This window comes from Candidatus Bathyarchaeota archaeon (genome assembly GCA_026014585.1).
Classification (GTDB): Archaea; Thermoproteota; Bathyarchaeia; order Bathyarchaeales; family Bathycorpusculaceae; genus Bathycorpusculum.
In genome coordinates this window covers 118,281-138,374 of the sequence record JAOZIA010000024.1, presented here as the reverse complement: position 1 = coordinate 138,374, position 20,094 = coordinate 118,281, and the positions used below count along the sequence as shown (strand labels likewise).

24 protein-coding genes and 2 pseudogenes are annotated in these 20,094 nt (G+C 44.2%); 23 read left to right on the top strand and 3 right to left on the bottom strand.

Annotation, left to right across the window (positions count from 1 at the left end):
- Positions 1–8: 8 nt before the first annotated feature.
- Both uvrB and NWF01_09970 read right to left on the bottom strand, forming a co-directional pair.
- Positions 9–1,913 (bottom strand): annotated as a pseudogene (gene uvrB / locus NWF01_09975) (excinuclease ABC subunit UvrB).
- Positions 1,914–2,040: 127 nt separating this feature from the next.
- Positions 2,041–2,409: a cupin domain-containing protein gene (locus NWF01_09970; GenBank protein ID MCW4025343.1), complete on the bottom strand. Its 369-nt coding sequence runs from the start codon at positions 2,407–2,409 to the stop codon at positions 2,041–2,043.
- 260 nt (positions 2,410–2,669) lie between these two features.
- On the opposite strand from NWF01_09970, the gene NWF01_09965 reads away from it, so the two are divergent.
- Both NWF01_09965 and NWF01_09960 read left to right on the top strand, forming a co-directional pair.
- On the top strand, positions 2,670–3,512 hold the full coding sequence (locus NWF01_09965) for a phospholipase D-like domain-containing protein (GenBank protein MCW4025342.1): 843 nt from the start codon (positions 2,670–2,672) through the stop codon (positions 3,510–3,512).
- 137 nt (positions 3,513–3,649) lie between these two features.
- Positions 3,650–3,769: pseudogene (locus NWF01_09960) on the top strand (DNA-directed RNA polymerase).
- Positions 3,770–3,855: 86 nt separating this feature from the next.
- Here the strand turns inward: NWF01_09960 and NWF01_09955 are convergent.
- Positions 3,856–4,485 (bottom strand): hypothetical protein, encoded by a 630-nt coding sequence (locus NWF01_09955; GenBank protein MCW4025341.1) that lies wholly within the window; start codon positions 4,483–4,485, stop codon positions 3,856–3,858.
- A 310-nt stretch (positions 4,486–4,795) separates the two neighbouring features.
- Between NWF01_09955 and NWF01_09950 the strand changes: the two genes are divergently transcribed.
- The 21 genes from NWF01_09950 to NWF01_09850 all read left to right on the top strand — a co-directional run bounded on the left by NWF01_09950 (position 4,796) and on the right by NWF01_09850 (position 20,015).
- Positions 4,796–4,939, top strand: a complete 144-nt coding sequence (locus NWF01_09950; GenBank protein ID MCW4025340.1) for a DNA-directed RNA polymerase — start codon at positions 4,796–4,798, stop codon at positions 4,937–4,939.
- Between the two features lie 247 nt (positions 4,940–5,186).
- Complete coding sequence (locus NWF01_09945; protein ID MCW4025339.1) at positions 5,187–5,540, top strand: hypothetical protein; 354 nt, start codon at positions 5,187–5,189, stop codon at positions 5,538–5,540.
- A 2-nt stretch (positions 5,541–5,542) separates the two neighbouring features.
- The gene (locus tag NWF01_09940) at positions 5,543–6,961 is read left to right on the top strand and encodes a hypothetical protein (protein ID MCW4025338.1); all 1,419 of its coding nucleotides are present in this window, start codon (positions 5,543–5,545) and stop codon (positions 6,959–6,961) included.
- The gene (locus tag NWF01_09935) at positions 6,958–7,932 is read left to right on the top strand and encodes a hypothetical protein (protein ID MCW4025337.1); all 975 of its coding nucleotides are present in this window, start codon (positions 6,958–6,960) and stop codon (positions 7,930–7,932) included. The genes NWF01_09940 and NWF01_09935 overlap by 4 nt, the downstream gene beginning before the upstream one ends.
- Positions 7,933–7,936: 4 nt before the next feature.
- Positions 7,937–8,794 carry a phage tail tube protein gene (locus NWF01_09930; protein MCW4025336.1) on the top strand — a complete coding sequence of 286 codons (858 nt, stop codon included), beginning with the start codon at positions 7,937–7,939 and terminating at the stop codon, positions 8,792–8,794.
- Positions 8,795–8,807: 13 nt separating this feature from the next.
- A complete protein-coding gene (locus NWF01_09925) occupies positions 8,808–9,272 on the top strand; it encodes a hypothetical protein (protein ID MCW4025335.1) in 465 nt (154 codons plus the stop codon).
- Positions 9,273–9,332: 60 nt separating this feature from the next.
- Positions 9,333–9,701 carry an HK97 gp10 family phage protein gene (locus NWF01_09920; GenBank protein ID MCW4025334.1) on the top strand — a complete coding sequence of 123 codons (369 nt, stop codon included), beginning with the start codon at positions 9,333–9,335 and terminating at the stop codon, positions 9,699–9,701.
- Positions 9,698–10,240: a hypothetical protein gene (locus tag NWF01_09915; protein MCW4025333.1), complete on the top strand. Its 543-nt coding sequence runs from the start codon at positions 9,698–9,700 to the stop codon at positions 10,238–10,240. Before NWF01_09920 ends, NWF01_09915 begins: the two co-directional genes overlap by 4 nt.
- Position 10,241: 1 nt before the next feature.
- The gene (locus tag NWF01_09910; GenBank protein MCW4025332.1) at positions 10,242–11,834 is read left to right on the top strand and encodes a hypothetical protein; all 1,593 of its coding nucleotides are present in this window, start codon (positions 10,242–10,244) and stop codon (positions 11,832–11,834) included.
- 2 nt (positions 11,835–11,836) lie between these two features.
- Positions 11,837–12,004, top strand: coding sequence for a hypothetical protein (locus NWF01_09905; protein MCW4025331.1), 168 nt, complete (start codon positions 11,837–11,839; stop codon positions 12,002–12,004).
- 140 nt (positions 12,005–12,144) lie between these two features.
- On the top strand, positions 12,145–12,834 hold the full coding sequence (locus tag NWF01_09900; protein MCW4025330.1) for a hypothetical protein: 690 nt from the start codon (positions 12,145–12,147) through the stop codon (positions 12,832–12,834).
- A 7-nt stretch (positions 12,835–12,841) separates the two neighbouring features.
- Positions 12,842–13,156 carry a hypothetical protein gene (locus NWF01_09895; GenBank protein MCW4025329.1) on the top strand — a complete coding sequence of 105 codons (315 nt, stop codon included), beginning with the start codon at positions 12,842–12,844 and terminating at the stop codon, positions 13,154–13,156.
- A gap of 151 nt (positions 13,157–13,307) precedes the next feature.
- The gene (gene modA, locus NWF01_09890; GenBank protein MCW4025328.1) at positions 13,308–14,168 is read left to right on the top strand and encodes a molybdate ABC transporter substrate-binding protein; all 861 of its coding nucleotides are present in this window, start codon (positions 13,308–13,310) and stop codon (positions 14,166–14,168) included.
- Positions 14,169–14,222: 54 nt separating this feature from the next.
- Positions 14,223–15,041, top strand: coding sequence for an ABC transporter permease (locus NWF01_09885; protein ID MCW4025327.1), 819 nt, complete (start codon positions 14,223–14,225; stop codon positions 15,039–15,041).
- Positions 15,038–16,123 (top strand): ABC transporter ATP-binding protein, encoded by a 1,086-nt coding sequence (locus NWF01_09880; protein ID MCW4025326.1) that lies wholly within the window; start codon positions 15,038–15,040, stop codon positions 16,121–16,123. The genes NWF01_09885 and NWF01_09880 overlap by 4 nt, the downstream gene beginning before the upstream one ends.
- A 142-nt stretch (positions 16,124–16,265) precedes the next feature.
- Positions 16,266–16,454 (top strand): hypothetical protein, encoded by a 189-nt coding sequence (locus tag NWF01_09875; GenBank protein ID MCW4025325.1) that lies wholly within the window; start codon positions 16,266–16,268, stop codon positions 16,452–16,454.
- A 156-nt stretch (positions 16,455–16,610) separates the two neighbouring features.
- Entirely contained in the window at positions 16,611–16,736 is a 126-nt protein-coding gene (locus tag NWF01_09870) for a hypothetical protein (protein MCW4025324.1), read from the top strand.
- Between the two features lie 82 nt (positions 16,737–16,818).
- The gene (locus NWF01_09865; protein ID MCW4025323.1) at positions 16,819–17,349 is read left to right on the top strand and encodes a hypothetical protein; all 531 of its coding nucleotides are present in this window, start codon (positions 16,819–16,821) and stop codon (positions 17,347–17,349) included.
- 46 nt (positions 17,350–17,395) lie between these two features.
- Positions 17,396–17,689: a nucleotidyltransferase family protein gene (locus tag NWF01_09860; GenBank protein ID MCW4025322.1), complete on the top strand. Its 294-nt coding sequence runs from the start codon at positions 17,396–17,398 to the stop codon at positions 17,687–17,689.
- Positions 17,686–18,036, top strand: a complete 351-nt coding sequence (locus NWF01_09855) for a DUF86 domain-containing protein (GenBank protein MCW4025321.1) — start codon at positions 17,686–17,688, stop codon at positions 18,034–18,036. Before NWF01_09860 ends, NWF01_09855 begins: the two co-directional genes overlap by 4 nt.
- A 71-nt stretch (positions 18,037–18,107) precedes the next feature.
- Positions 18,108–20,015, top strand: a complete 1,908-nt coding sequence (locus NWF01_09850; GenBank protein MCW4025320.1) for an AAA family ATPase — start codon at positions 18,108–18,110, stop codon at positions 20,013–20,015.
- The last annotated feature ends 79 nt before the right edge of the window (positions 20,016–20,094 follow it).

Sequence of the window (20,094 nt, the reverse complement as noted above, 5' to 3'; positions counted from 1 at the left end):
GCCATCGTTAACTCTGCAATCGCATCTCGCAATTCAATCGCCTTCTCAAAATTCAATTTTTCAGCTGCCTCCCGCATCTGCGACTCCATCTCAATCAACTGGTGACGCACATCAGATTTGGCAAGGTGTTTGATGCCATGAATTTTGCCTTCTTGCTGACTGACGCTTTTCACGATGGTTTTGGGGGTGATGCCGTATTGTTGGTTGTATTTTTGCTGGAATGCTCGGCGGTAAGCAGTGATTTCCATGGCACGCTTTATCGAGTTGGTTTGGACGTCGGCGTAAAGGATTACTTTGCCGTTTTCATTGCGGGCTGCCCTGCCAATGGTTTGAATTAAGCTGCGTTCGTCACGTAGGAAGCCTTCTTTGTCAGCGTCCAAAATGAAAATCGTAGCGACTTCGGGAATGTCTAAGCCTTCACGCAGCAAGTTAATGCCTACCAGCACGTCAAAATCGCCCACGCGTAACTGCCGCACCAGCTCAATACGGTCAAGGCTGTCCACGTCACTGTGCATGTAACGCACGCGCAAGCCCTCTTTGACGAGGTAATCGGTGAGGTCTTCTGCCATGCGCTTTGTGAGGGTGGTTATTAGGACACGGTTGCCTTGCTCAATGGTTCTGCGTGCTTCCGCCATTAGATGCTCCATTTGCCCAGCTATTGGCTGCAACTCAATTATGGGGTCTAAAAGCCCTGTGGGTCTTGTGATGAGTTCGACGGGTGCGCCGCTTTTTTCCAGTTCGTACTCGGCAGGTGTGGCAGAAACAAACATAGCTTTGCCGATTTTCTTTTCGAACTCTTCGAATTTGAGGGGGCGGTTGTCTATTGCGCTGGGTAAGCGGAAGCCGTAGTCGACGAGGTTTTTTTTGCGGCTGTAGTCGCCGTTGTACATGGCGCGGGCTTGTGGAATTGTTTGGTGGCTCTCGTCAATGATTAAGAGGTAGTCTTTGGGGAAGTAATCCATCAGCGTGAAGGGTGGCTCGCCTGGTCTGCGTCCATCAAAGTGGCGGCTGTAATTCTCCATGCCACTACAGAAACCCATCTCCTTAATCATTTCTAAATCGTAGTTTGTGCGCTGTTTAAGCCGCTGAGCCTCCAACGGCGGTAGTTCTTGCAGTCGACGCTCTAATTCCTGTTCAATATGCTCAAGCGCCAAAGCCTGCTTCTCCTCAGGCACCACGTACTGCCGTGCAGGATAAAGCGTGAGTTTATCCACGGAAACCTTCACGTTGCCCGTCAAAAGTTGGACTTCTTTGATTTTTGCGATTTGGTTTCCTGCAAGTTCAACGCGGATGATGTCGTTTTCGTATGCGGGTACGATGTCGATGGTGTCGCCTCGGACGCGGAACCTGCCTGACTCCAGCACCATGTCATTGCGCTCGTACTGCATGTCCACAAGCTGATGGAGAAGTTCCTGCCTGGTCAGATGCGCACCGACTTCAAGCCTCAAAGACATGCTTCTGAAATCTTCGGGGTTGCCCAAGCTGTAGATACAGCTGATTGACGCGACGATGATGGTGTCGTTTCGGCTAACTATGCTGCTGACGGCGTGCATGCGCATCTGCTCGATTTGGTCGTTCACATCAGAGTCTTTTTCGATGTACATGTCCTGCGCTGGAAGATAGGATTCGGGCTGGTAATAATCATAAAAACTAATGAAGTATTCAACGCGGTTTTTGGGAAAAAGTTCCTTGAGTTCAGCATAGAGTTGAGCTGCTAAAATCTTGTTATGCGCAATAATCAGCGTGGGCTTCTGCAGCCTGTTTATCACGTTTGCCATGATGAAGGTTTTGCCACTGCCCGTAATGCCCAGAAGTGTCTGCTTGTCTTTGCTTTTGAAGTTCTCCACTAACTCTTCAACGGCTTTTTCCTGTCCTGGCGAAGTTTTGAATGGTGCAACAAGCTCAAACTGCACGATGCTCTCTCCCTAAACTGCTGAAGTATTTCTGTGAGAAATAGTTGCTCTTAAAAATTGTTTACAAAAAAGTGCTTAAGTAGCTTTCGGAAACAAAAACGGGTTTAATGTGGCAAAATCAAGGCTTTTATAATTTCTCTTTTGACTCATCTACGTAACATTCTTGGGTGAACCTTGGCGTGCAAATGCAATGGAAAATCAAGTCCACTTTTCCTGTGTTGGTTACGCTTTGACTGACCCCTGCGGGTATCGCAACAACGTCTCCGACACCGATTTTTTGAGATTGTAGGTTCCCGATTTTTGTGGTTCCTTCGCCTTGAGCGATGAGGTAGTATTCGTCTACGCCTATTAGGTGATGGGGCACGGTGGTGACGCCGGGTTCAACTCGGGCGCGGGCGATGCTGACTTTGGGGCTGCCCCAGTTCTCAAAAATGTAGCAGTGTTCAGGGGTCAAATATTCTTTGATGGTTGATGCTGGTACGATTTTAGGTTCCATGCTTTTCATCCTCGAAGAGTAGTAGCATCATTGCATAATTAATTAAAATACCTACACGCACGGGGCTACTTTGGTTCAATTGCTGGTTCCCTCTATGTCAAGGGAAACGCTATCCTTAAGAGGGCATGAGTTTTTGGTGTTCTAAACAATTAGTTGTAAGTGTTTGTTGTAAAATTCGTTAGCATACATGTTTAGTATTAGCGTTAGATTAACAAGTCTTAAATTCATTGCTTAAATCTAATTATTAAAAGTGAGTGTCATTGTCACAAAATCCTAAGTATTTGGGGACTTGGCAAGGGAAAGTAATTAAATCACTCGTTTTACATGGAAAAGAACCAGTTAGTTTTAATAAATTAATGGAAGAAACAGAATTCCCGCCAAAAGCCTTGTTAAGAGCCTTAGCTCCGCTTCGTCAAGCGAATGTAATTAGGTATGAAGGCAAAAATTATTTTTTAGTTGATGAGGTAATTAGGCAAGAATGGACAAAATACCTTGCAACTAATATTTCATCGGATTTAGGGCAAAAACTACAACAAGTAGTAATGGAAGCAAAACAAGGCATACCAGTATCTTCTGTAAATAAAGAGGTTGGTTTGATTCAATGGATAATTCAATGGCGTGAAATGCGGAATCTCAACTTCCCAATAGAGTCAAGACATTTCTTTCTTGAAGGCGAATATTTAGATGAGTTAGCAAGGGTGTTGATAGGAAAGGCGCAACATCAAATTTTAGTTACAAATCCCTTCATTGATAGCTGTCACCTTACGAAAAATCTTGAAAACGCCGTTTTAAGAAAAATCAGTGTTAAGGTTGTCGCTCGTCGTCCTAAGGAAAATAATGATGACATTACCAAAAGAGAGTGTCAAGCAAGTCTGAAGAAGGCGGGGATGCTAATTCATTATGACAATCAGATACATGCAAAGATTATAGTTATTGATGATACAGTTGCAATTGTTTCTTCAATGAATCTCTATAGCGCTTCGTCAGGTGGCTTCACGAAAGAAGCAGGTATTGTTTCAATTGATGAAAAGGTTGTACCATCAGTTTCAAAATACATTATAGACATTTTGAGCAAGCCTGAATCTACTGATAGCAGATATTAGTGATTTCTTTACTGAACATGGTAGTCTACGTGTGTGAGAGCAAACGGGAACGCCGTTGTATCCTAATATTGTAACATACGTTTAATTACCGAACAAACCCATATCTGATTAAGGGTTCCGATTTTAGGCTGGTTTTTATGGGGCAAAAAATTGTAACTCAAGTGAAATGCTCAGAGTGTGGCAGAATAACCACTGTGCCCTTTAAACCTAAAGAAGGCAAACCCATCTACTGCAAAGAATGCCTCTCAAAACACAAAACCCAAAAAAACCGGCCAAAACAAAATCTGAATGTTAAAAAGAAGTTTGTGTGGTCTCAGCGTCGAGCCACATGGAAATAGCCATTTTAATTGTTCATGGCTTTGAGTTGTGGACCAATATTTAGAGAGCCATTTTTGCCAAGCCTTAGTTGGCGTTCACCGCGGAAAGTGCAGACTTGCGCGTTTTTGATTTCGATGGCATCCCCGTTGCTTAAGTCGCTTATTTGGTTATCCCAAAGGCACAGTTTTATTGTTCCTGTATCGTCACCAACAACTGCGTTGACAACCATCACGGTGTTGCCGAATTGAGTATGCACTTGTGCCGGTTTGGGCATTTCGATAACTTCGGCTTTTACGTTGATGCGTTTCATGCCTGAGCGTAAGTCGTCAATGCTGGTGTATACGGCTTCAGTGTTTTGTTTAGCGAGTTTCTTTTTAATTTTGTCTGTGCTCATCCAGCTTTCAAACGGGTTATCTTTCCGTAGCAGAACTTGCTCGTCTACACGGAACTGAGCCAGAACACTTTGATTTCTCTTAATTAAAAAGATGGTTTCTCCTTTTATTTGTCCTCGGTATTCTATGTGAAGTTCTCCACAGGTTGCTCTACCACATTCTCTTGCTTGAATTAAGGCTTGGAAAATCTCAGCAGGGTACACATTGTATTTCACTGAGATAAGAGCTATATGCTCACCTAAAGCAGATTTTTTCTGTCTCAAATATCCCCCTCCATTTACTGTTAGAATCCGAGAAAAAGCAGTATATCCGGTTCCTTTTTCTCAATAATCCTTAAACAATACTCTTTATCATACAAACTTTACCTATATTAGTGTACCCGTAAAAAAATCGTGTTTCTGCCCGAAAAAGTGGATTTAAACGTTTTTTGGGCAGTTACCCGAAAACCAGCGTCTCCTCCCTTCCTGCAAAAATCAGAAGGCATGTATTTATAAGCATCGCCGCACTGTAGATGGGAACGTGCGAAAAGCGTCCTTTTTGCACAAGCAATAGTTTAGGAGTTGAAATAGCAAAATGTCATATGGTAACCGAGAAATGCACAAGGCAACCTGCGCAGACTGCGGTCAAGAATGTCAAGTTCCATTCAAGCCCGACGGTACAAGGCCAGTTTACTGCCGTGAGTGCTACGCAAAACGCAGACCCCCACGCAGATACTAAGCCCTTCCAGCTTAACATCTAACCAATAAACAATAATTTTTCTTTTTATTTTTTATTTATTTTCTGTCTTTGCTTTTTTCAGAATTTTTGTTGCCTTTGTTTTTTTAATAAGCATTAAATAATGCTTAATTGAGAAAAAAGCTTTTGAATTAATAGTTATTTGTTAAACACAGTTTGATATGGGTTTTAATTTGCCAAAAATGGTTAAATTTGCCGTTTCAGCATAGAGGTGTTTGAGGAAACCAAAATGGCAACCGTAACCCCAAGCGATGTACGAGACACAATCAACCTCTCAGAAACCGACATCCCCGACAGTAAACTGCAAAAAATGATAAAACGTGCAGAAACCACCCTACAACTCGAACTGGGCAGATCCGTGGATAGCACAGACTGCACCGAACCCGAAAAAGAATTCATCACCCTCCTCGCAGCAGTTTACGCGATTTGCTTTTTAACTGGTGGCTCAGCAGTGGGTTTAAGTTTTAGTGTGGGCGGCGAAAATATCTCCGTTGCAGGTGGGGCTCCTCCGCTTAATGTTTTGCAGCAGGAACTTGAACGAGTCCTCAAAGGCTTAAAACAGCCTATCCTTCGGAGTGCATAGCAATGCCCGTTCCCGAAGCCTACTTTGACTTCGTCATGGATTATGCGCCTTATTTGTATGTGAATCCGCAGTCGGGTCCTGATTTATCTTGGGGTAAAGCTGCCTTTTCAGCTGCCTTCGCCGTAGATTTCCTCTACGAAGCCTACTCCAACGCCCAGTTCGACACTCGAAGCGCCGAAATAGAAGAAAAAATCGCTGAACTCGCCGACTTCATCATTTCCCAGCAGGTCACAGACAACCAAAAACAAGCATACGGCGGCTTCTTGAGCAGCGAAACCAGCACAGCCTGCTACAGTGTGGATGCCTGCCGCGTGTTGCCCGCACTCTTGAAAGCCTACGAACTAACCACCAACGCCTCCTATCTTGCCAGTGCAAAACTGGCAGCCGGAACCTTTCTTTTCAACATGCAACACAATCCCAGCCAGTTGGGTGTCCATGACCAATTCTATGGCGGATTTGCACGAGCAGTCACCTTGGAGGATGCGTGGCTGAGCCAAATGGATGTTGAAGCACTTTATGGCCTAATTGGTCTAAAGATGCTTTGTGAATCTGATCCCACAAATCGTGAATTGTATCAGGGTATGATTGGGGATGCTGTAGACTTTTACCGTGATGGGCTTGAGGGTTTGCAACTTTATTTTGACCCAAAACCAGACGGCGACGGACAGTGGCACCGCACAGGCGTCGGTGAGGACCAGGTTTATGATGACTCAATCGCATACGCGCTACTGGGGTTCTACGACAATGAAGGTTACAGCCCAACGGTGCAGAAAACCTACCAAGCCTTAACCGCAATAAGTGCAAACCAGATCTACCCCGCATACAACCCCGCAATCTGCTGGGCGGGATATCTAAATGTGCAAGCCAAAACCCCCGCATGCGACTACTATGACTCTGTTTCCGCAGGGATCCTCGCAAAAATCCGAGAAGGGTACGATAAAATCAGCTACAGCCACAGCGCCAATATCATTCTTGCAAATGCGGAGGCTTTCATGTTCTGGGGTGCCAAACACGCAGACTTAGCTTACGTGGAGGTTAAGCAGGCGATGGCGACGGTTTGTTGGTTGGGCCAGTTTTTGCTGGATTTCCAAGCGCCAGTTACGCGGTTTACGCAGGTGCTGGCGAGCAAAGGCGAAACTCTCACGCTTTTCTCCATTACAAAGGCAGGAGATTCCCAAAGTTTTGGTGCAGGCGTGGATTTGAAAGCTGTTGTTGTACCCCAAAGAGCCGAAAACATCCTGCTTGAACCCGGCTATGTCGTTGATGATTATGTGATTTTGCACGTTTTTGCCCCAGTTCGCAGAATGGACAGGATTTGCCGAAACGGCGTAGATTATGAGGTTGTTAGCGTGCAGGATTTCGTTTTCCAAAATCAGCCTGCTTTCATAAAAGCTGCCCTTAGGAGACTGCATAACCAATGAGCACCTGTGAAGACCCAACCGCAACAATTGCCCGATTGCTAAAAAACAAGTTACGTGTCGTTAAGGACAGTGGCGTCTTAGCAGCGGTTAGTGTGTCTGGTGAATACCAAAACATTGATGCATTGAAGGGATTGGGTGGTCAAGTTACTGTCGGATTAATTGAAAGTTTAGACCAGAAAATTGAGTTAAGCGGCAAACTGCGCCGAAGAATGCAGACTGTAAAAGTTAATATTTGGGCAACCGACACGCCAAATATATCAGAAAAAGGAAAAGCAATGCGGACAAAAATTGTGGATGAAGTAAACCGAGTAATCCGACAAAACCGTGCAACACCCAACACAGTAACTTACGATTTTGCAACACCTGCTGTCGGAGAAACAGTCTGCAAAGCCTACGTGGGTGACAGTCAAGCTGCCCCTAATACGGAAAACTGGGTTGAACTGTCGGATGCCCAAAAAGAAAACCTCTGGTACAGTGATGACCTGCGTCATCAAGTTATCAGCAGTGGAAACGGTGAATTCGCCACGTTGCTTTTCCAAGTTAAACTGGGTTGTAGAGCAAGTGATGCTAAATCCGTGGTTTTTGAGTTTGAAGGTTGTGGGTTTGCACCTGAAATAAACGGTTATGAAATTGCAGTTTGGAATCAGGCAGTTGGCGCTTGGCAGAACTTTCAAACCAGCATAACACCCTCCGGCGACAAAACCAGAACATTAACGCTCACGTCCAGCATACCCAACTATGTTGATGAAGACGGCTACGTTTGGTTTTTTGCTTCCACCTTAGGTGCAAGCGACGGCGAGGAACCAGCACAACTCTTCTGCGATTATGTTTCTTGTACTCTCTCAACCAACGGGATAACCTACTGCGACGTTGCAAGCTACCGCAACAATGATCGCGTGGACCTCAAACCCCCAATTTACCGTACCGAATTCACCCTAAAATCATGGTTCATCGAAAACATCGGAGAATAAAAAAATGACCGAAATATACACTTCAAATGAGAGCAAATTCTTCTACGTTGACGAATCAACCTATGGAGAAACCCCCACAACCCCCACAATGCTAAGCGCCCCCGCCCAGAGCATAGAACCCACAGTAAACCCCAACAACATAAAACTCCGCGGCGGAGGCTCAGCAGATTTGCAAGCCATCAAACAGGGCACGTTGGCGCCAAGCCTCAAAATCAGCTATGTGCTACCCAGTGATGCCCCAATTAATTTTCTGCAATACGCAAAGATGGATCTGGGAAAATCTTTGAGCGTTCAGGCGCTGTATTTTAAGGGTGTTTTCTCTTCCGCAACCGACATAGTTTCGCTGCTTTATAGTGGTTGCAAGTTTAACCGCGCAACTGTTCAATGCAGCATTGAAGACGTAATTAAAGCAGAAGTGGAGCTTCTCAGCCAAAACCTATCTGTTGGCGAAGCAAAAATTGACGGCGCAACCTACAACGATTACTCAGGAGCCGTGCCTTTCTATGAAAGCTACGTCAAAAAAGACTCAATCGTGCTCGAACGCGTCACCGATTGGAAATTCAGCATAGAAAATAACCTCAAAGCCGTCCCCGTCATCCGCGCCTCAAACGGCAACATTCTAAAGTATTTGCCTAATCGCCAACGTAACCTCACAGGTGAAGTAGTTTTCGAGTTTGAATCCAAAGAAGAATTCGACGACATCATAAACGACGAAGAATTCGCCTTAGAATTTGGCTTAGGCGGCACATCCAAAGCTACATTCAGCGGTTGCAAATGGGAAAACGCCACAGCCCCAACACGCATCGAAGACCTCGTCAGCCTCAAAACCCAATTCGTAGCAAAAACAGTAACAATCACCTAAGGAGCAACCTGTTATGCGTAAACAAACAATGATTTTAGGACAAGAATTCGGCGCAGAATACGCCGGCAAGTACGTTTTTGGTGAAATCACCTGGGCAAAACGCAGCCGCATCATCCAAAAACACACCAAATATCACTCCCTAACTGGACAAGTGCAAAACAGCGACTTCATAGCTATCCAAGCCGAAACCATCTGGGCAGCCCTACGCGAGCAACCCGAAGGCAATCCTCTCTCTCTGGAGAAACTTTTGGGTGAAGAAAACGGTGTTCCCATAGCGCTTGGCGAATTGTTCTCGCAGGTTGTCAACGGCTTATGCGCGCTCAGCAGGGAGGAAACCAATTTTTTATCCGAGCAATCCGACGGCAAAAACCCCACCCAGCAATCACCGAATTCCGCCTCTGCAAAGAATTCGGGTGGACACCCAGTCAACTCGGCAGGCAGTCAGCCCAAAAAATTCACCAATTCACCATTATCCTAAACGAGGTAGACAGGCAAGTGGAAGAAGAAAAGCAGAAGGCGGAGCGGGAGGCAAAACGGCATGAGCGTTTCCATTGATGTTGATGTTGCAGGTGCAGAGCAGTTTGTTGCTGCGATGAAGCGGTTTGATGTTGAGATGCAAAGAAAAGTGCAAGAGCAACTGGAAGCCTGGGCTGAAGCAGTTAAGTCTGAAGCGGAACGGGAAGCACCTATACGCACAGGCTATTTGCGAAGCTCAATCACCGTTGAGAGCCACAATTGGCAAATGAAAGTTGGCGCCTACGCGGCGTATGCTGCTGCAGTCGAGTTTGGTACACGCAATCATTACCCTGACCCTTTTCTAAGACCTGCAATTGAAGAGCACAAACCCCGTCTGGAACAGGTTATACGCGAAGCCCTAAACTCAGCAAAGATGGAGGCGCAACTATGAGCTTTAGTGAAATCGCCATAACCATCAACGCCGTCAACCGTGCAAGCACCGAATTCGCTAACATCCGAACCGACGCTGAACAATTAGCTATAAAAATCAAAAATTTGGGTTCTGCAATCATCGGTATTGGCGCGTCAGGAACAGCAATTGCGTATGTTGCCAATCAGTTCGGTTTGCTGGATGATTCCCAAACAAGAGTTATCGCAAGTGCTTTGATGATGATTACCGTTATGGGAACGTTTTTGCGAACTAGCGCGGGTGTAGCTGCTGCTCAAAAAATTTACGCTGCCGCAACCGCATTTGCCACGATGGTTCAAAACAGCCTAAACATCAGCTTTGGCACGTTTTTGGCATTGACTGGTGTGGGAATTGCTGTGATTGTTGCCGCAGCCGCCGCAATGGCCAGTTTTGCTAACAGTATGAACAGTGCTACTTCAAGTGTGCAAAACTTCAACAGCACAGCAGCCGAGATGCCCGCCCGAAGCCGAAGCATAATGCGTGCAGGCGAAGACGAGTTGTACCGCCGAGGAGTTGAGTAAGGTGAGTTTAGATACGCCAACGGTTGCAGTTGCTTTTGGCAGTGTTGCCCCTTCTCAAGGCGATGTGATTTCACTTCGAGTGCATTTGGGTTGCACTCGGGAGGTCAGCAGTTTTGAGGTTATACTACAGAACTGGAATGGCAAATACGGCCCCAACGGCACCTACCCTATCAATGTCGGATTAGACGGCAGCATCAGCGTTGGCAGAGGCGCCACCTGTCCACTTTTGTTGACTTGCAGAGTGGAAAGCGTCAAGTACGAGTCAACTCCACTGGAAAATTACTTGCGAGTGTCGGGTAGGTGCTGGGGGGAACGGCTTTTCCGCAGTGTAGTGTCTAAAACATACGCGAACATGAAAGGTGAGGCCATCATCTGTGACCTGCTGGATTATTATGTCGGATTAAGCCATGTAAGAGGTAGCAGTGAACTCGTGGAAGACACCGACACAACCTACACAAAACTGGACTTTTCCGACACTCCCGTCTTTGACGTCCTACGCCAAATCGCCAAGAGTAGCGATAAATCCGGCGTGATAGGTTATGACTTTCGCGTGGCTCCTGACGGCAAATTCGAGTTTTTCCCTCAAAACAGCAAAACCAGCCCCATCAGCCTTAATGAAAAAATTGAGAGTAGCGAGTTTAGCCGAGAAATCAGTGCAGTGCGAAATAAAATCACCGTGTATGGCGCCGCTGATTGCAGTACACCAGCTGATAAGGATGCTTGGACTGAGAGCTTAACACCTTCGGATGGTGCATGGACTGCGGTTTCAGGCGTAGTAAGCTTGGATGCCTCAAACAAGGTTAGGGGTTCTGCAAGCATCAAAACTAACGCACAAAACCTCTACGGCGCAGGCTGTCTATTCACGCTCAACGCAGGAAAAATCGTAAACACAGAAATCTACCCAACCCTCAACCTATGGCTTAGCCGAGACGACACATTCAACGGCAACATAACCCCCACCCTATTTGATACCACCGACAAAGCCGCCCAACACGAAATCACCATGGGCTCAGAAAAGTGGTTCCAAACCCAAATCGCCGTGGGCAGCGCAAACGCGGATTTGTGGCAGGTAACCAGCGGGTTTGATTGGACACAGATTTGGCGGGTGCGTGTGGACTGCTGGTTTGCAACTACAGGCACGGGCAGTTTCTGGGTGGATGGCTTGTTTTTTGGCGGTTGCCGCTACAGCAGCCTACAACAGGACGCCGCGAGCCAAGCAAGTTTTGGCGTTCGGGAACTGGTTGAGGTTAACGAGGAACTCTACAGTAAAACCGAATGTGAATCCCACGCAAAAGCGTTGCTGGCAAACAGTAAAGACCCCGCGGATAGCTTAACTGTGCAGAGTAGTGTGCTTGATTTTGGTTCTTCTCCCATTTTGGCTGGTGACAAAGTATTTGTGGAGTTGCCAAAGGAGGATGTTTCAGGCTATTTTAGGGTGCTTAGTGCTGAGTACTTGGTGGATGGGAAAACTCAGATGTTGACGGTTTCGTTGGAGCTTGGCCGAGAAAAGCCTTTGCTGGCAGACTACGTTTACGCTTTGAAAACTAAAACTGAAAGCTTGAGCCGCTACAAAACCTCAAAGAGAGGGGGCTAATTTTGAACAAGCGCGTGGTCATTGAAGTTGAAGTGGAACTGCACAAGGAACTGCGTAAACTTGCGGTTTTGAACGATTTGAAAATTTATTTTTTGGCAAATGCTCTTCTCAAGGATTGCCTCTCTGATGAGGAACGGTTAAAGGCATTGATTCGGCAGCTTAAGCGTTAGCCCTTATTCAGAGGTGATTCCGAATGATTTTTTTCTCTGTTGATGCCGGTTTCCCTGTTTTTTCTTTCTTTTTGAGAAAATTATTTTTATAGATGCGTGCCGTTTTGCCTTGGCAAGGATAAGAGAGGGACCGTAGTTAATTGACAGTTATCGTTGACGACGCAGGCAGTGGAGACTTGCTTTTTGGCGTTGTAATCGGTGCATACCGTGAAGAAACATCTGAGTTCAAATATGACCTCATTGATGTGCGGTTCTATCAGGAACTTTTCTGCGAAAAAGAATACCTGCAAGAATCCAGCCGAGTGGTCGCCAAGCTTGTCGCAAACTTTAACCTTTCTCCAGACGAAGAAATTCATATTTGCCAAGGCTGCATCTTTGACGTAGCTGCTGAGGACCTTAGGAAAGTTTACGGTGAAGACCGCGTTAAGCGAATAAAAGTTATCGGTGAAGCCCAACGGCTAATTGAAATTTCTTATTTGGATGAAATCCGCAATTTAGGCTATGAGCCCTTAGCGGAACGTGAGGAGAAGCGGGGTAAAAGCTTTTTCCACATGATGCGCTGGCTAAAAGACAACCCTGAAATGCTAAAGTATGCAAAAACAGGTTGGCCTAAACTAAAAAACTACCAAATCTTCAAACCCTATCACAAAGAAGCCAACACCACTTTTACTGCGGTTTGTAGTGGTTGCGGCGAAGAATGTGAAGTACCTTTCCAGCCTAAAGCAGACAAACCCGTGTACTGCCAAAAATGCTGGGCAAACCATAAACCATCAAACCGCAAATCCAAACCAAAAACGAAAAAGAGAAAGAAAAAAACAACAAAACGGTGAGAATTAAATGAATGTATTTTTTGACTTTAACTTAAACTGGTACCTACTGCTCGGTGCATTCCTTGCAGCATGGGCAATTCTATCACTTGTAAGGCGCAAGTTTGGTGCAGTACATGAAGCTAAAGAGCAGGTTTTTCTTGCGTTTGGCGGCATGGCCTCTCTTGCACTTATGGAATTTTTTGCAGTATCCATGGGGCTGTGGCATTACACGCCAGGTGATTGGCCAGTGATTTTGTGGCCTACCTACTTTGCCGCGATACTGTTTGGTTATCAGTTGTTGCGGTCAATTGAAGGTTTGCTGATACGTAAACCCTTAATTTAACCAATTTCTTTATTTTTTTAGTGTTTTTTGGTTTTTGTTTGAGCGGCGATGTGATTTTTTGGTGCTTTCGATGTTTGCTTGTTTTTGTTGGTCGAGAAACGTTTATAATCTCCAACGAAGTGATTCTCCGATAACATCGGGATGAATCAAAATGAACAACAAAATAGTAGCCACGGTTGTAATCATAGTTATAGCCTGTGCCTCAATCGCCGGTTATGCCTTTTACAGCGGAGCATTATCCGGCAACTCAGGCGAAAAACCCACACTTTACATTTCAATAGCTTCAAGCCTAAACAACGTAGTCGCCAACATGACCGAAGCATTCGAACAAGAACACAATTGCCATCTAGTAATAAACTCTGCGGGCTCAAGCACTCTCTACACCCAAATCACAGAAGGATACCCCTGCGACGTTTTCATGTCCGCAGACACCAAATGGACAATAAAACTAACCGACGACGCACTAACCCTTGACAACACCTACTCAAACTTCACCTCAAACAGTCTATCCGTAATAATTGCTGAAGGAAACACACAAAACATCCAAACACTATCCGACTTAGCAAAATCAGGTGTACGCGTCGTATTAGGTGACCCCTCAATACCTGTCGGATCATACGCAAACAAGACCCTTTGGAAAATCGATCAAAGCTGGGGAAACCCCAACAGTCCAGACTATGTAAGCACTGGTGAATACGTAAACTATAACGCCACTGTACACCAAAACGTGGTTTCATACGAGACAAGTGTAGCTAATCTTGTCGGAAAAATCTCGCTTGACTTAGGCGCTTGTGATGCAGGAATCGCTTTTAGTTCAGATGCAACTTATGGAGCCATGACAGGTGCAAACGTTCAATTTCTGGCAATCCCTGACTTAGTCAACACCATCGGCACTTATGGAATAGCCTCAATCGGTACAACAACCCATCCAGAACTGGCACAGGAATTTGTTGATTTCTGGCTATCCACTGACGGGCAAGCATTACTAAACCAATTTGGGTTCGGAATATAAAATGATATATCTCTCCCCTTTTTTTAATTAATCAGGCTCTCTCGGTGTAAAATATTGACCAAAAACCTCACAACTTCACTATCCAACAAAATCACACTCGTATTCTTGGCACTTATAGTATTAACCTACATGATTTTTATCATAATGCCTATTTTTGGCATATTCGCAAGAGTTGACCCCCAACAAGTCAGCAACCAACTTCAAAACGGCGTAATCATTGACGCAATCAAACTAAGCCTATTCACCTCTGCCATAGCAACCGCGTTTGCATTTGTGCTGGCAGTTCCCACAGCCTACTTTATGGCAACAAGAAAATTCCCCGGAAAAGCCATACTTGACACCATCGTGGATTTACCCATTGTTTTGCCGCCAGCAGTCGCAGGTGTTGCGCTCCTCTACGCATTTGCGCCAAAAGGCATCTTTGGACCCCTAATAGACCTCTTAGGCTTACAGGTTCTAGGCAGCACCACCGCTGTCATATTAGCCCAAGCCTTCGTTGCCTCCCCTTTCCTGCTGCGAGCTGCCAAAACCGGGTTTGAAAAACTCGACAAAGACGTCATCAACAGCGCCAAAATCCTCTCAGGCTCAAGACTTCGAGTTTTCCTCACTATCTCGCTCCCTCTCACCTCAAGTGCAATTATCTCGGGAACAATGCTGACTTGGGCGCGTGCAATGGGTGAGTTTGGTGCAACTTTGATGTTTGCGGGGAACCTGCCGGGGTTAACACAGACGATGCCGCTGGCAATTTATGTGCTGATGAGTTCTGACCCGTTTGCAGGCGTAATGTTATCCGTTATTCTTATTGCCATTTCCTTTGCAGTTATTGTTCTCATTAAACTATTGGAGCAGAAAAAATTCGGGGTTAAACAATGATAACAATAGAAAACCTCACCAAATCCTACAAAAACAAGAAAATCATTGACAACCTGAATTTAGAAATCAAAAACAACGAAATCGTCTCGCTGCTCGGACCAAACGGGGTAGGAAAAACCACCCTGCTAAACATAATCGCGGGACTCATAAAACCCGACCAAGGAACCATCACCATAAACAACGTACTAGTTAACGGAGTAGCAGGCACAAAAACAGTCTGCACCAAACCCTGCGACCGAAAAATCGGCTACGTCTTCCAAACCTTCGGACTTTTCCCTAACATGAAAGCCAAAGACAACGTTGCCTACGGCCTAAAAACCCTACACCTGTCACAGCAAGAAATCAAACAAAAAACCCAAAATATGCTCGACCTCGTCGGACTCAAAGACCATGCAGAGTTTTATCCTTCTCAACTTAGCGGTGGACAAAAACAACGCGTCGCCCTTGCCCGTTCATTAGCCACCGAACCCCATGTCCTGCTGCTGGATGAGCCTGTCTCGGCAGTTGACCCCCAACTCCGCGAATCCTTCAGATTGGAACTCAAAAATTATCTGCAATCCCTCAAAATCACCGTGCTATACGTGACGCATAACCTCTCTGAAGCCTACGTGATGTCAAACCGCATAGCCGTCATGGGAAACGGTCACATCGAGCAAATCGGTGGTAAAATTGACGTTTTTGAAAAACCCTCTTCCCGATACGTCGCCAAATTCTTGGGTATTAACGTGTTTGAGGGCAAAGCTGCTAAAACAGTGGATGGGCTGCTGCAGGTTGATGCGGGTGGCATGCAGTTTTTGGCTCTTGGTGCTTCGGAGTTTGTGGGTAAACGTGTGGCAGTCACCGTTAAACCTGATGATGTAACTCTTTCAGTGCAGCCTGTTAATCAATCGGGTTTGAACTCTGTTCGGGCGGTTATTTCGGAGATGGTTCAGATGCGCTCTACTACGATGGTTACTTTGGATTTAGGGTTTATTTTGAAGACGCGGGTTTCTTCTCAGTTTATCAAGCACTTGGGTGTGACTGTTGGGGATGTTGTGTGGGTTTGTTTTAGGGTTGAGGATTTGAATGTTTTTTTGGATTAGTACGTGGCGACGTCGTGTTAATTGTTTAGTTGTGTGGGCTAGAAACTGGAAGACTGCTTCTTGTTTCTGATGGTTTGTTGACGTGTGTAGGGTATTTCTTAATTTTTATGAACATTTCTCAAAACCCTTTAAATGCGCAATCATGCATACTTGTTTTCCAGAGCAAAACAAACAAAGAGGAAAATGGCGTGTCAAGTTTGGAGTTAACCGTATTGGCGTGTACAGGTTTGGCTTAGTGCCCTTCCTGATTATTGTGTACGTCCGGTTCCGCGTGGCACATGCGCTCAAGTCCTTTGGCACCAAGCCCAATCTTGCAGCACAATACAGCTAATTGCCAACAAAGACAGCCACCCCCTGCTCCTTCTAACCCCCCAATATAACCCCGCTTGTTTTTTACCCAAAATTTTTGTCTCTGTATATACGTCCATGTTACAAAACCTTAAATGCAAAAAATGCCCAACACCAACGCCCCAAAGGAGGCGAAAAAATGTTGAGCAGAGACTGCGACGGCTGTGAAATGATTCACATCTGCAGCGAACGATACAAGCGTGTTGGTAAGGGTGAAAAAGTGTATTGCCCCGACGGCACAGCCCATCTAGTAGACCAAAACTAATCCCCCACCTCTTATTTTTGAAAAAATTTTAGGGCAACCCAAAAAAACCCCAAAACCCACCTACTGTGCATTGGTGAATTGTGTGGACAAAGCTGACTTTCTAATGTGGAGCCGCAAATACGACAAAGCCTACGGATGGCAAGCAGGACGCGAACGGGACCTTGGCGCAAAAATCCGAAAAAACAAACAACTCACACTATCCGACCTGTTGGTGGTTGCGGAGTGGAAGTATAAAGGGGACGCTGAAAAAGTCGCTCGAGCCAAAGAACTGGTCGCCCGCAATGACCCCGAAAGAGTGGAGCGCGTAACCAGCCAAGCCCTCAGCCTACCCCAAGCCGATGACATCTTCCGCATAAACTGCCTAACCACACTAGAAGGCGTCAGCCCAGCTATTGCAAGCGTAATACTCACATTTTTTAATCCCCAAGAATTTGGCGTTTTAGATGCAGCCACATGGAAACCGCTCCTTGGCAACGTACCCCCAGGCATACAAACCCCCCAAAGCTACACCCGACTGCTGGCAGCACTGCGCAAAACCGCAAAAAAACAAAACCTCCCCGTGCGCATAATCGATAAGGCACTGTACAGAAAAACACAAGAAAAAACAAACTAACCCAATTTTGAAAAAGCTTAAATCCCCTGCTCTCAGAGTTTGAAGTATGCAAACCATCGAGGACATCAAACACACCCTTTCACAGCACAAAGGCGAAATAAAAAAGCGCTTCAAAGTGAAAACCATCGGCGTGTTTGGCTCCTATGTGCGCGGTGAACAACGGCAAAAAAGTGATGTGGATGTGCTGGTGGAATTTGAGGAACCCGTGGGCTTGTTTGAGTTTATGGATTTGGAAATGTACCTCGCAGGTTTGCTGGGTGTAAAAGTTGACTTGGTGTCTAAAAAAGCGCTCAAGCCACATATTGGTGAGCGGATTCTTGAGGAAGTCGTCATGGTATGAAACGCCGCGACTTTCGGGATTATTTGCAGGACATTTTGGTTGCCATCGATGACGTGGAAACCTTTGTGGGCAATATGCGCTATGAGGAATTTGTTAAAGACCGCAAAACCCTCAACGCCGTCGTACGCAGCATAGAAATCATCGGAGAAGCCTCCAAAAACATCCCCGAACAAATAAAGACCCAGTATCCTGAGCTTCCATGGAAACAAATGGCGGGAATGCGAGACAAACTAATCCACGCCTACTTCGGAGTAGACACAGAAACCCTCTGGAAAGCAATCAAAACCAACATCCCAACACTAAAAGAACCAATACAACAAATACAAAAACAAACTAAAGATACTTAAAAATAGCAAGGAACAAGCAAAGAATTAAAAGCTAAATCGGTACTTTTAAACAAGGTGTACTCAAGTTTAAAATAAAAGAATTAGAAATTAAAAACTTTAAGAGTATCGCTCAATTAAAAATGGTGAGTTTACCTAATCTTGTCGTTATAGCTGGACCAAATGGCTGTGGAAAAACTGCGATTTTTGATGCAATAAGGGTATTTAAAGCAGCTATAGGTCCTTATGGAAATAGTGAGTTGTATAGCATAAAATCTAACGATTTTAAAAGTGATTTAAAAAATGTAGTCAAAATTAACGCAAACTTTGCTGAAATTGGGCTAGTAATTGAATTGTCTTCTGAAGAAAAAATTTATTTATCTCAGCTGTCCGAAAAATTTAAAATTGAATTATTAAAAAATAATGGGCTTTTAACCGCCACTATAAGAATTGGGAAGAGCGGAGAAATTAAAAATATCATTACCTCCGAGCTTTTAACTGAAATTTTTGGACATTATGATCCTAACGATAAAATTGGTTTATTCGAATACATCCCGTCTCATAGGGAACTACCTATTTCAAGAAATAGTATTGCTGATCTTTTAATTGCTAATGACGAAGAGTCATTAGAGCGAATTGCTAAATCCCAACAAAAATTTCATAAATTAAAGAATTATTTGGTTACTATGTTTGTTTTTGATAAGCTAAGTCTATCTGATGAAGCTAGTCAATTTTTGCCAAGAATAAAAGAATTTTTTAAAGATTTTTTTGAGCCAAAAGAGTTTGATGGAGTTACCGTAGATAAAGCTTTTCAATGGCACTTCCCTGTAAAAACACCGTGTGGTGTTCATGAAATTGATTTTTTGAGTTCTGGTGAAAAAGAAATTTTAATGTGCTATGCTAATATTCTCAAGAATAAACTCTTTGGTTCGATAATACTCTTTGATGAGCCTGATGTTCACTTAAATGCAGCGCTTGAGCGAAAAGTATTACATTATCTTAAAAAGATGGCTGAGGAAGGCAACCAAATATGGGCAACCACACATTCACTTGAAATTATTGGTTCAATTCCACTTGAAAACCTTTATAAATTAAATGTTGACGACGAAAGTGGAAACAACCAAATTGAACTTTGTTCACGTAAGAAAAGCCGGTTTGAAACTCTAAAACTGCTCGGCGCATCTACAGGAATTCAACTTATCTCAGACAAAATTATTTTTGTAGAAGGACCCACCGATAAAGAGTTTTTTGAGAATTTATTTGAAGATCATTTGGATAGGGTCAGCTTCGTTAAGACGGAAGGCGTTAAAGCTAACAATAATTTAAGTCAAGTAGTAACAGCGCTTTTAGATCAGGTAGCTCAGTACGATTCATTTTATATGATCAGAGATCGAGATTTGCTCTCAGATGAGAAAGTTAGTGATATCTACAAAAAATATGGTGAAAAAGTTCTAGTTCTAAGTCGAAGGACAATGGAAAACTATCTTTTAGATTCTCAAATAATATTCAAGGTTTTTACTGCCTTGGGTGTCAAATCTATATCTTCACCTGATGAATTAGATAAAATATTAAAAAATATTGCAGATTCATTAAAAATGGAGGTTATCGCTTCATTGGTTGGTTTAGAAATTAATCGTAGATTATTATCCAACTCTTTTAATTTTCCGGCAATTGGCAAATCCCTCCAACAGTTAGAAGATGCTGTTGTTACTTTTGGTGAGACTAAAAAGGGTAGACTTTCTGAACAATTGGATAGAAAATCCCTACAGGAACTGGTTGAAGAAAAAGAAATCGTTGTTAACTCCTTGTGGGAAAAAGACTGGTTGAAACTTTGTGATGGAAAACTCGTTCTAAAAGAGTTAATAAATAAAATTGTGACACCTGAAAAAAGAACGCTTAATATCGAAGCTTTAAGAAGTTTGATAATTAATCAGCTAAAAAATGATAAAGTTGTTCCTGATGAAATAGCTAACTTTGTTAAAAAAGCTGTAGCTTGTAAATGAGTAGTTGTCTGTACTTGTAAATTTAATAATTTGTAAATTTCTGAATTTCGTGAGTCTTTATATTCAAGACTCAGTCCTT

Excerpts from the sequence above, each read along its gene's own strand:
- NWF01_09970 (MCW4025343.1), bottom strand. The coding sequence starts at position 2,409 with ATGGAACCTAAAATCGTACCAGCATCAACCATCAAAGAATATTTGACC.
- NWF01_09950 (MCW4025340.1), top strand. The coding sequence starts at position 4,796 with ATGTCATATGGTAACCGAGAAATGCACAAGGCAACCTGCGCAGACTGC.
- NWF01_09945 (MCW4025339.1), top strand. The coding sequence starts at position 5,187 with ATGGCAACCGTAACCCCAAGCGATGTACGAGACACAATCAACCTCTCA.
- NWF01_09940 (MCW4025338.1), top strand. The coding sequence starts at position 5,543 with ATGCCCGTTCCCGAAGCCTACTTTGACTTCGTCATGGATTATGCGCCT.
- NWF01_09935 (MCW4025337.1), top strand. The coding sequence starts at position 6,958 with ATGAGCACCTGTGAAGACCCAACCGCAACAATTGCCCGATTGCTAAAA.
- NWF01_09930 (MCW4025336.1), top strand. The coding sequence starts at position 7,937 with ATGACCGAAATATACACTTCAAATGAGAGCAAATTCTTCTACGTTGAC.
- NWF01_09925 (MCW4025335.1), top strand. The coding sequence starts at position 8,808 with ATGCGTAAACAAACAATGATTTTAGGACAAGAATTCGGCGCAGAATAC.
- NWF01_09920 (MCW4025334.1), top strand. The coding sequence starts at position 9,333 with ATGAGCGTTTCCATTGATGTTGATGTTGCAGGTGCAGAGCAGTTTGTT.
- NWF01_09915 (MCW4025333.1), top strand. The coding sequence starts at position 9,698 with ATGAGCTTTAGTGAAATCGCCATAACCATCAACGCCGTCAACCGTGCA.
- NWF01_09895 (MCW4025329.1), top strand. The coding sequence starts at position 12,842 with ATGAATGTATTTTTTGACTTTAACTTAAACTGGTACCTACTGCTCGGT.
- modA (MCW4025328.1), top strand. The coding sequence starts at position 13,308 with ATGAACAACAAAATAGTAGCCACGGTTGTAATCATAGTTATAGCCTGT.
- NWF01_09880 (MCW4025326.1), top strand. The coding sequence starts at position 15,038 with ATGATAACAATAGAAAACCTCACCAAATCCTACAAAAACAAGAAAATC.
- NWF01_09875 (MCW4025325.1), top strand. The coding sequence starts at position 16,266 with ATGCATACTTGTTTTCCAGAGCAAAACAAACAAAGAGGAAAATGGCGT.
- NWF01_09870 (MCW4025324.1), top strand. The coding sequence starts at position 16,611 with ATGTTGAGCAGAGACTGCGACGGCTGTGAAATGATTCACATCTGCAGC.
- NWF01_09860 (MCW4025322.1), top strand. The coding sequence starts at position 17,396 with ATGCAAACCATCGAGGACATCAAACACACCCTTTCACAGCACAAAGGC.
- NWF01_09855 (MCW4025321.1), top strand. The coding sequence starts at position 17,686 with ATGAAACGCCGCGACTTTCGGGATTATTTGCAGGACATTTTGGTTGCC.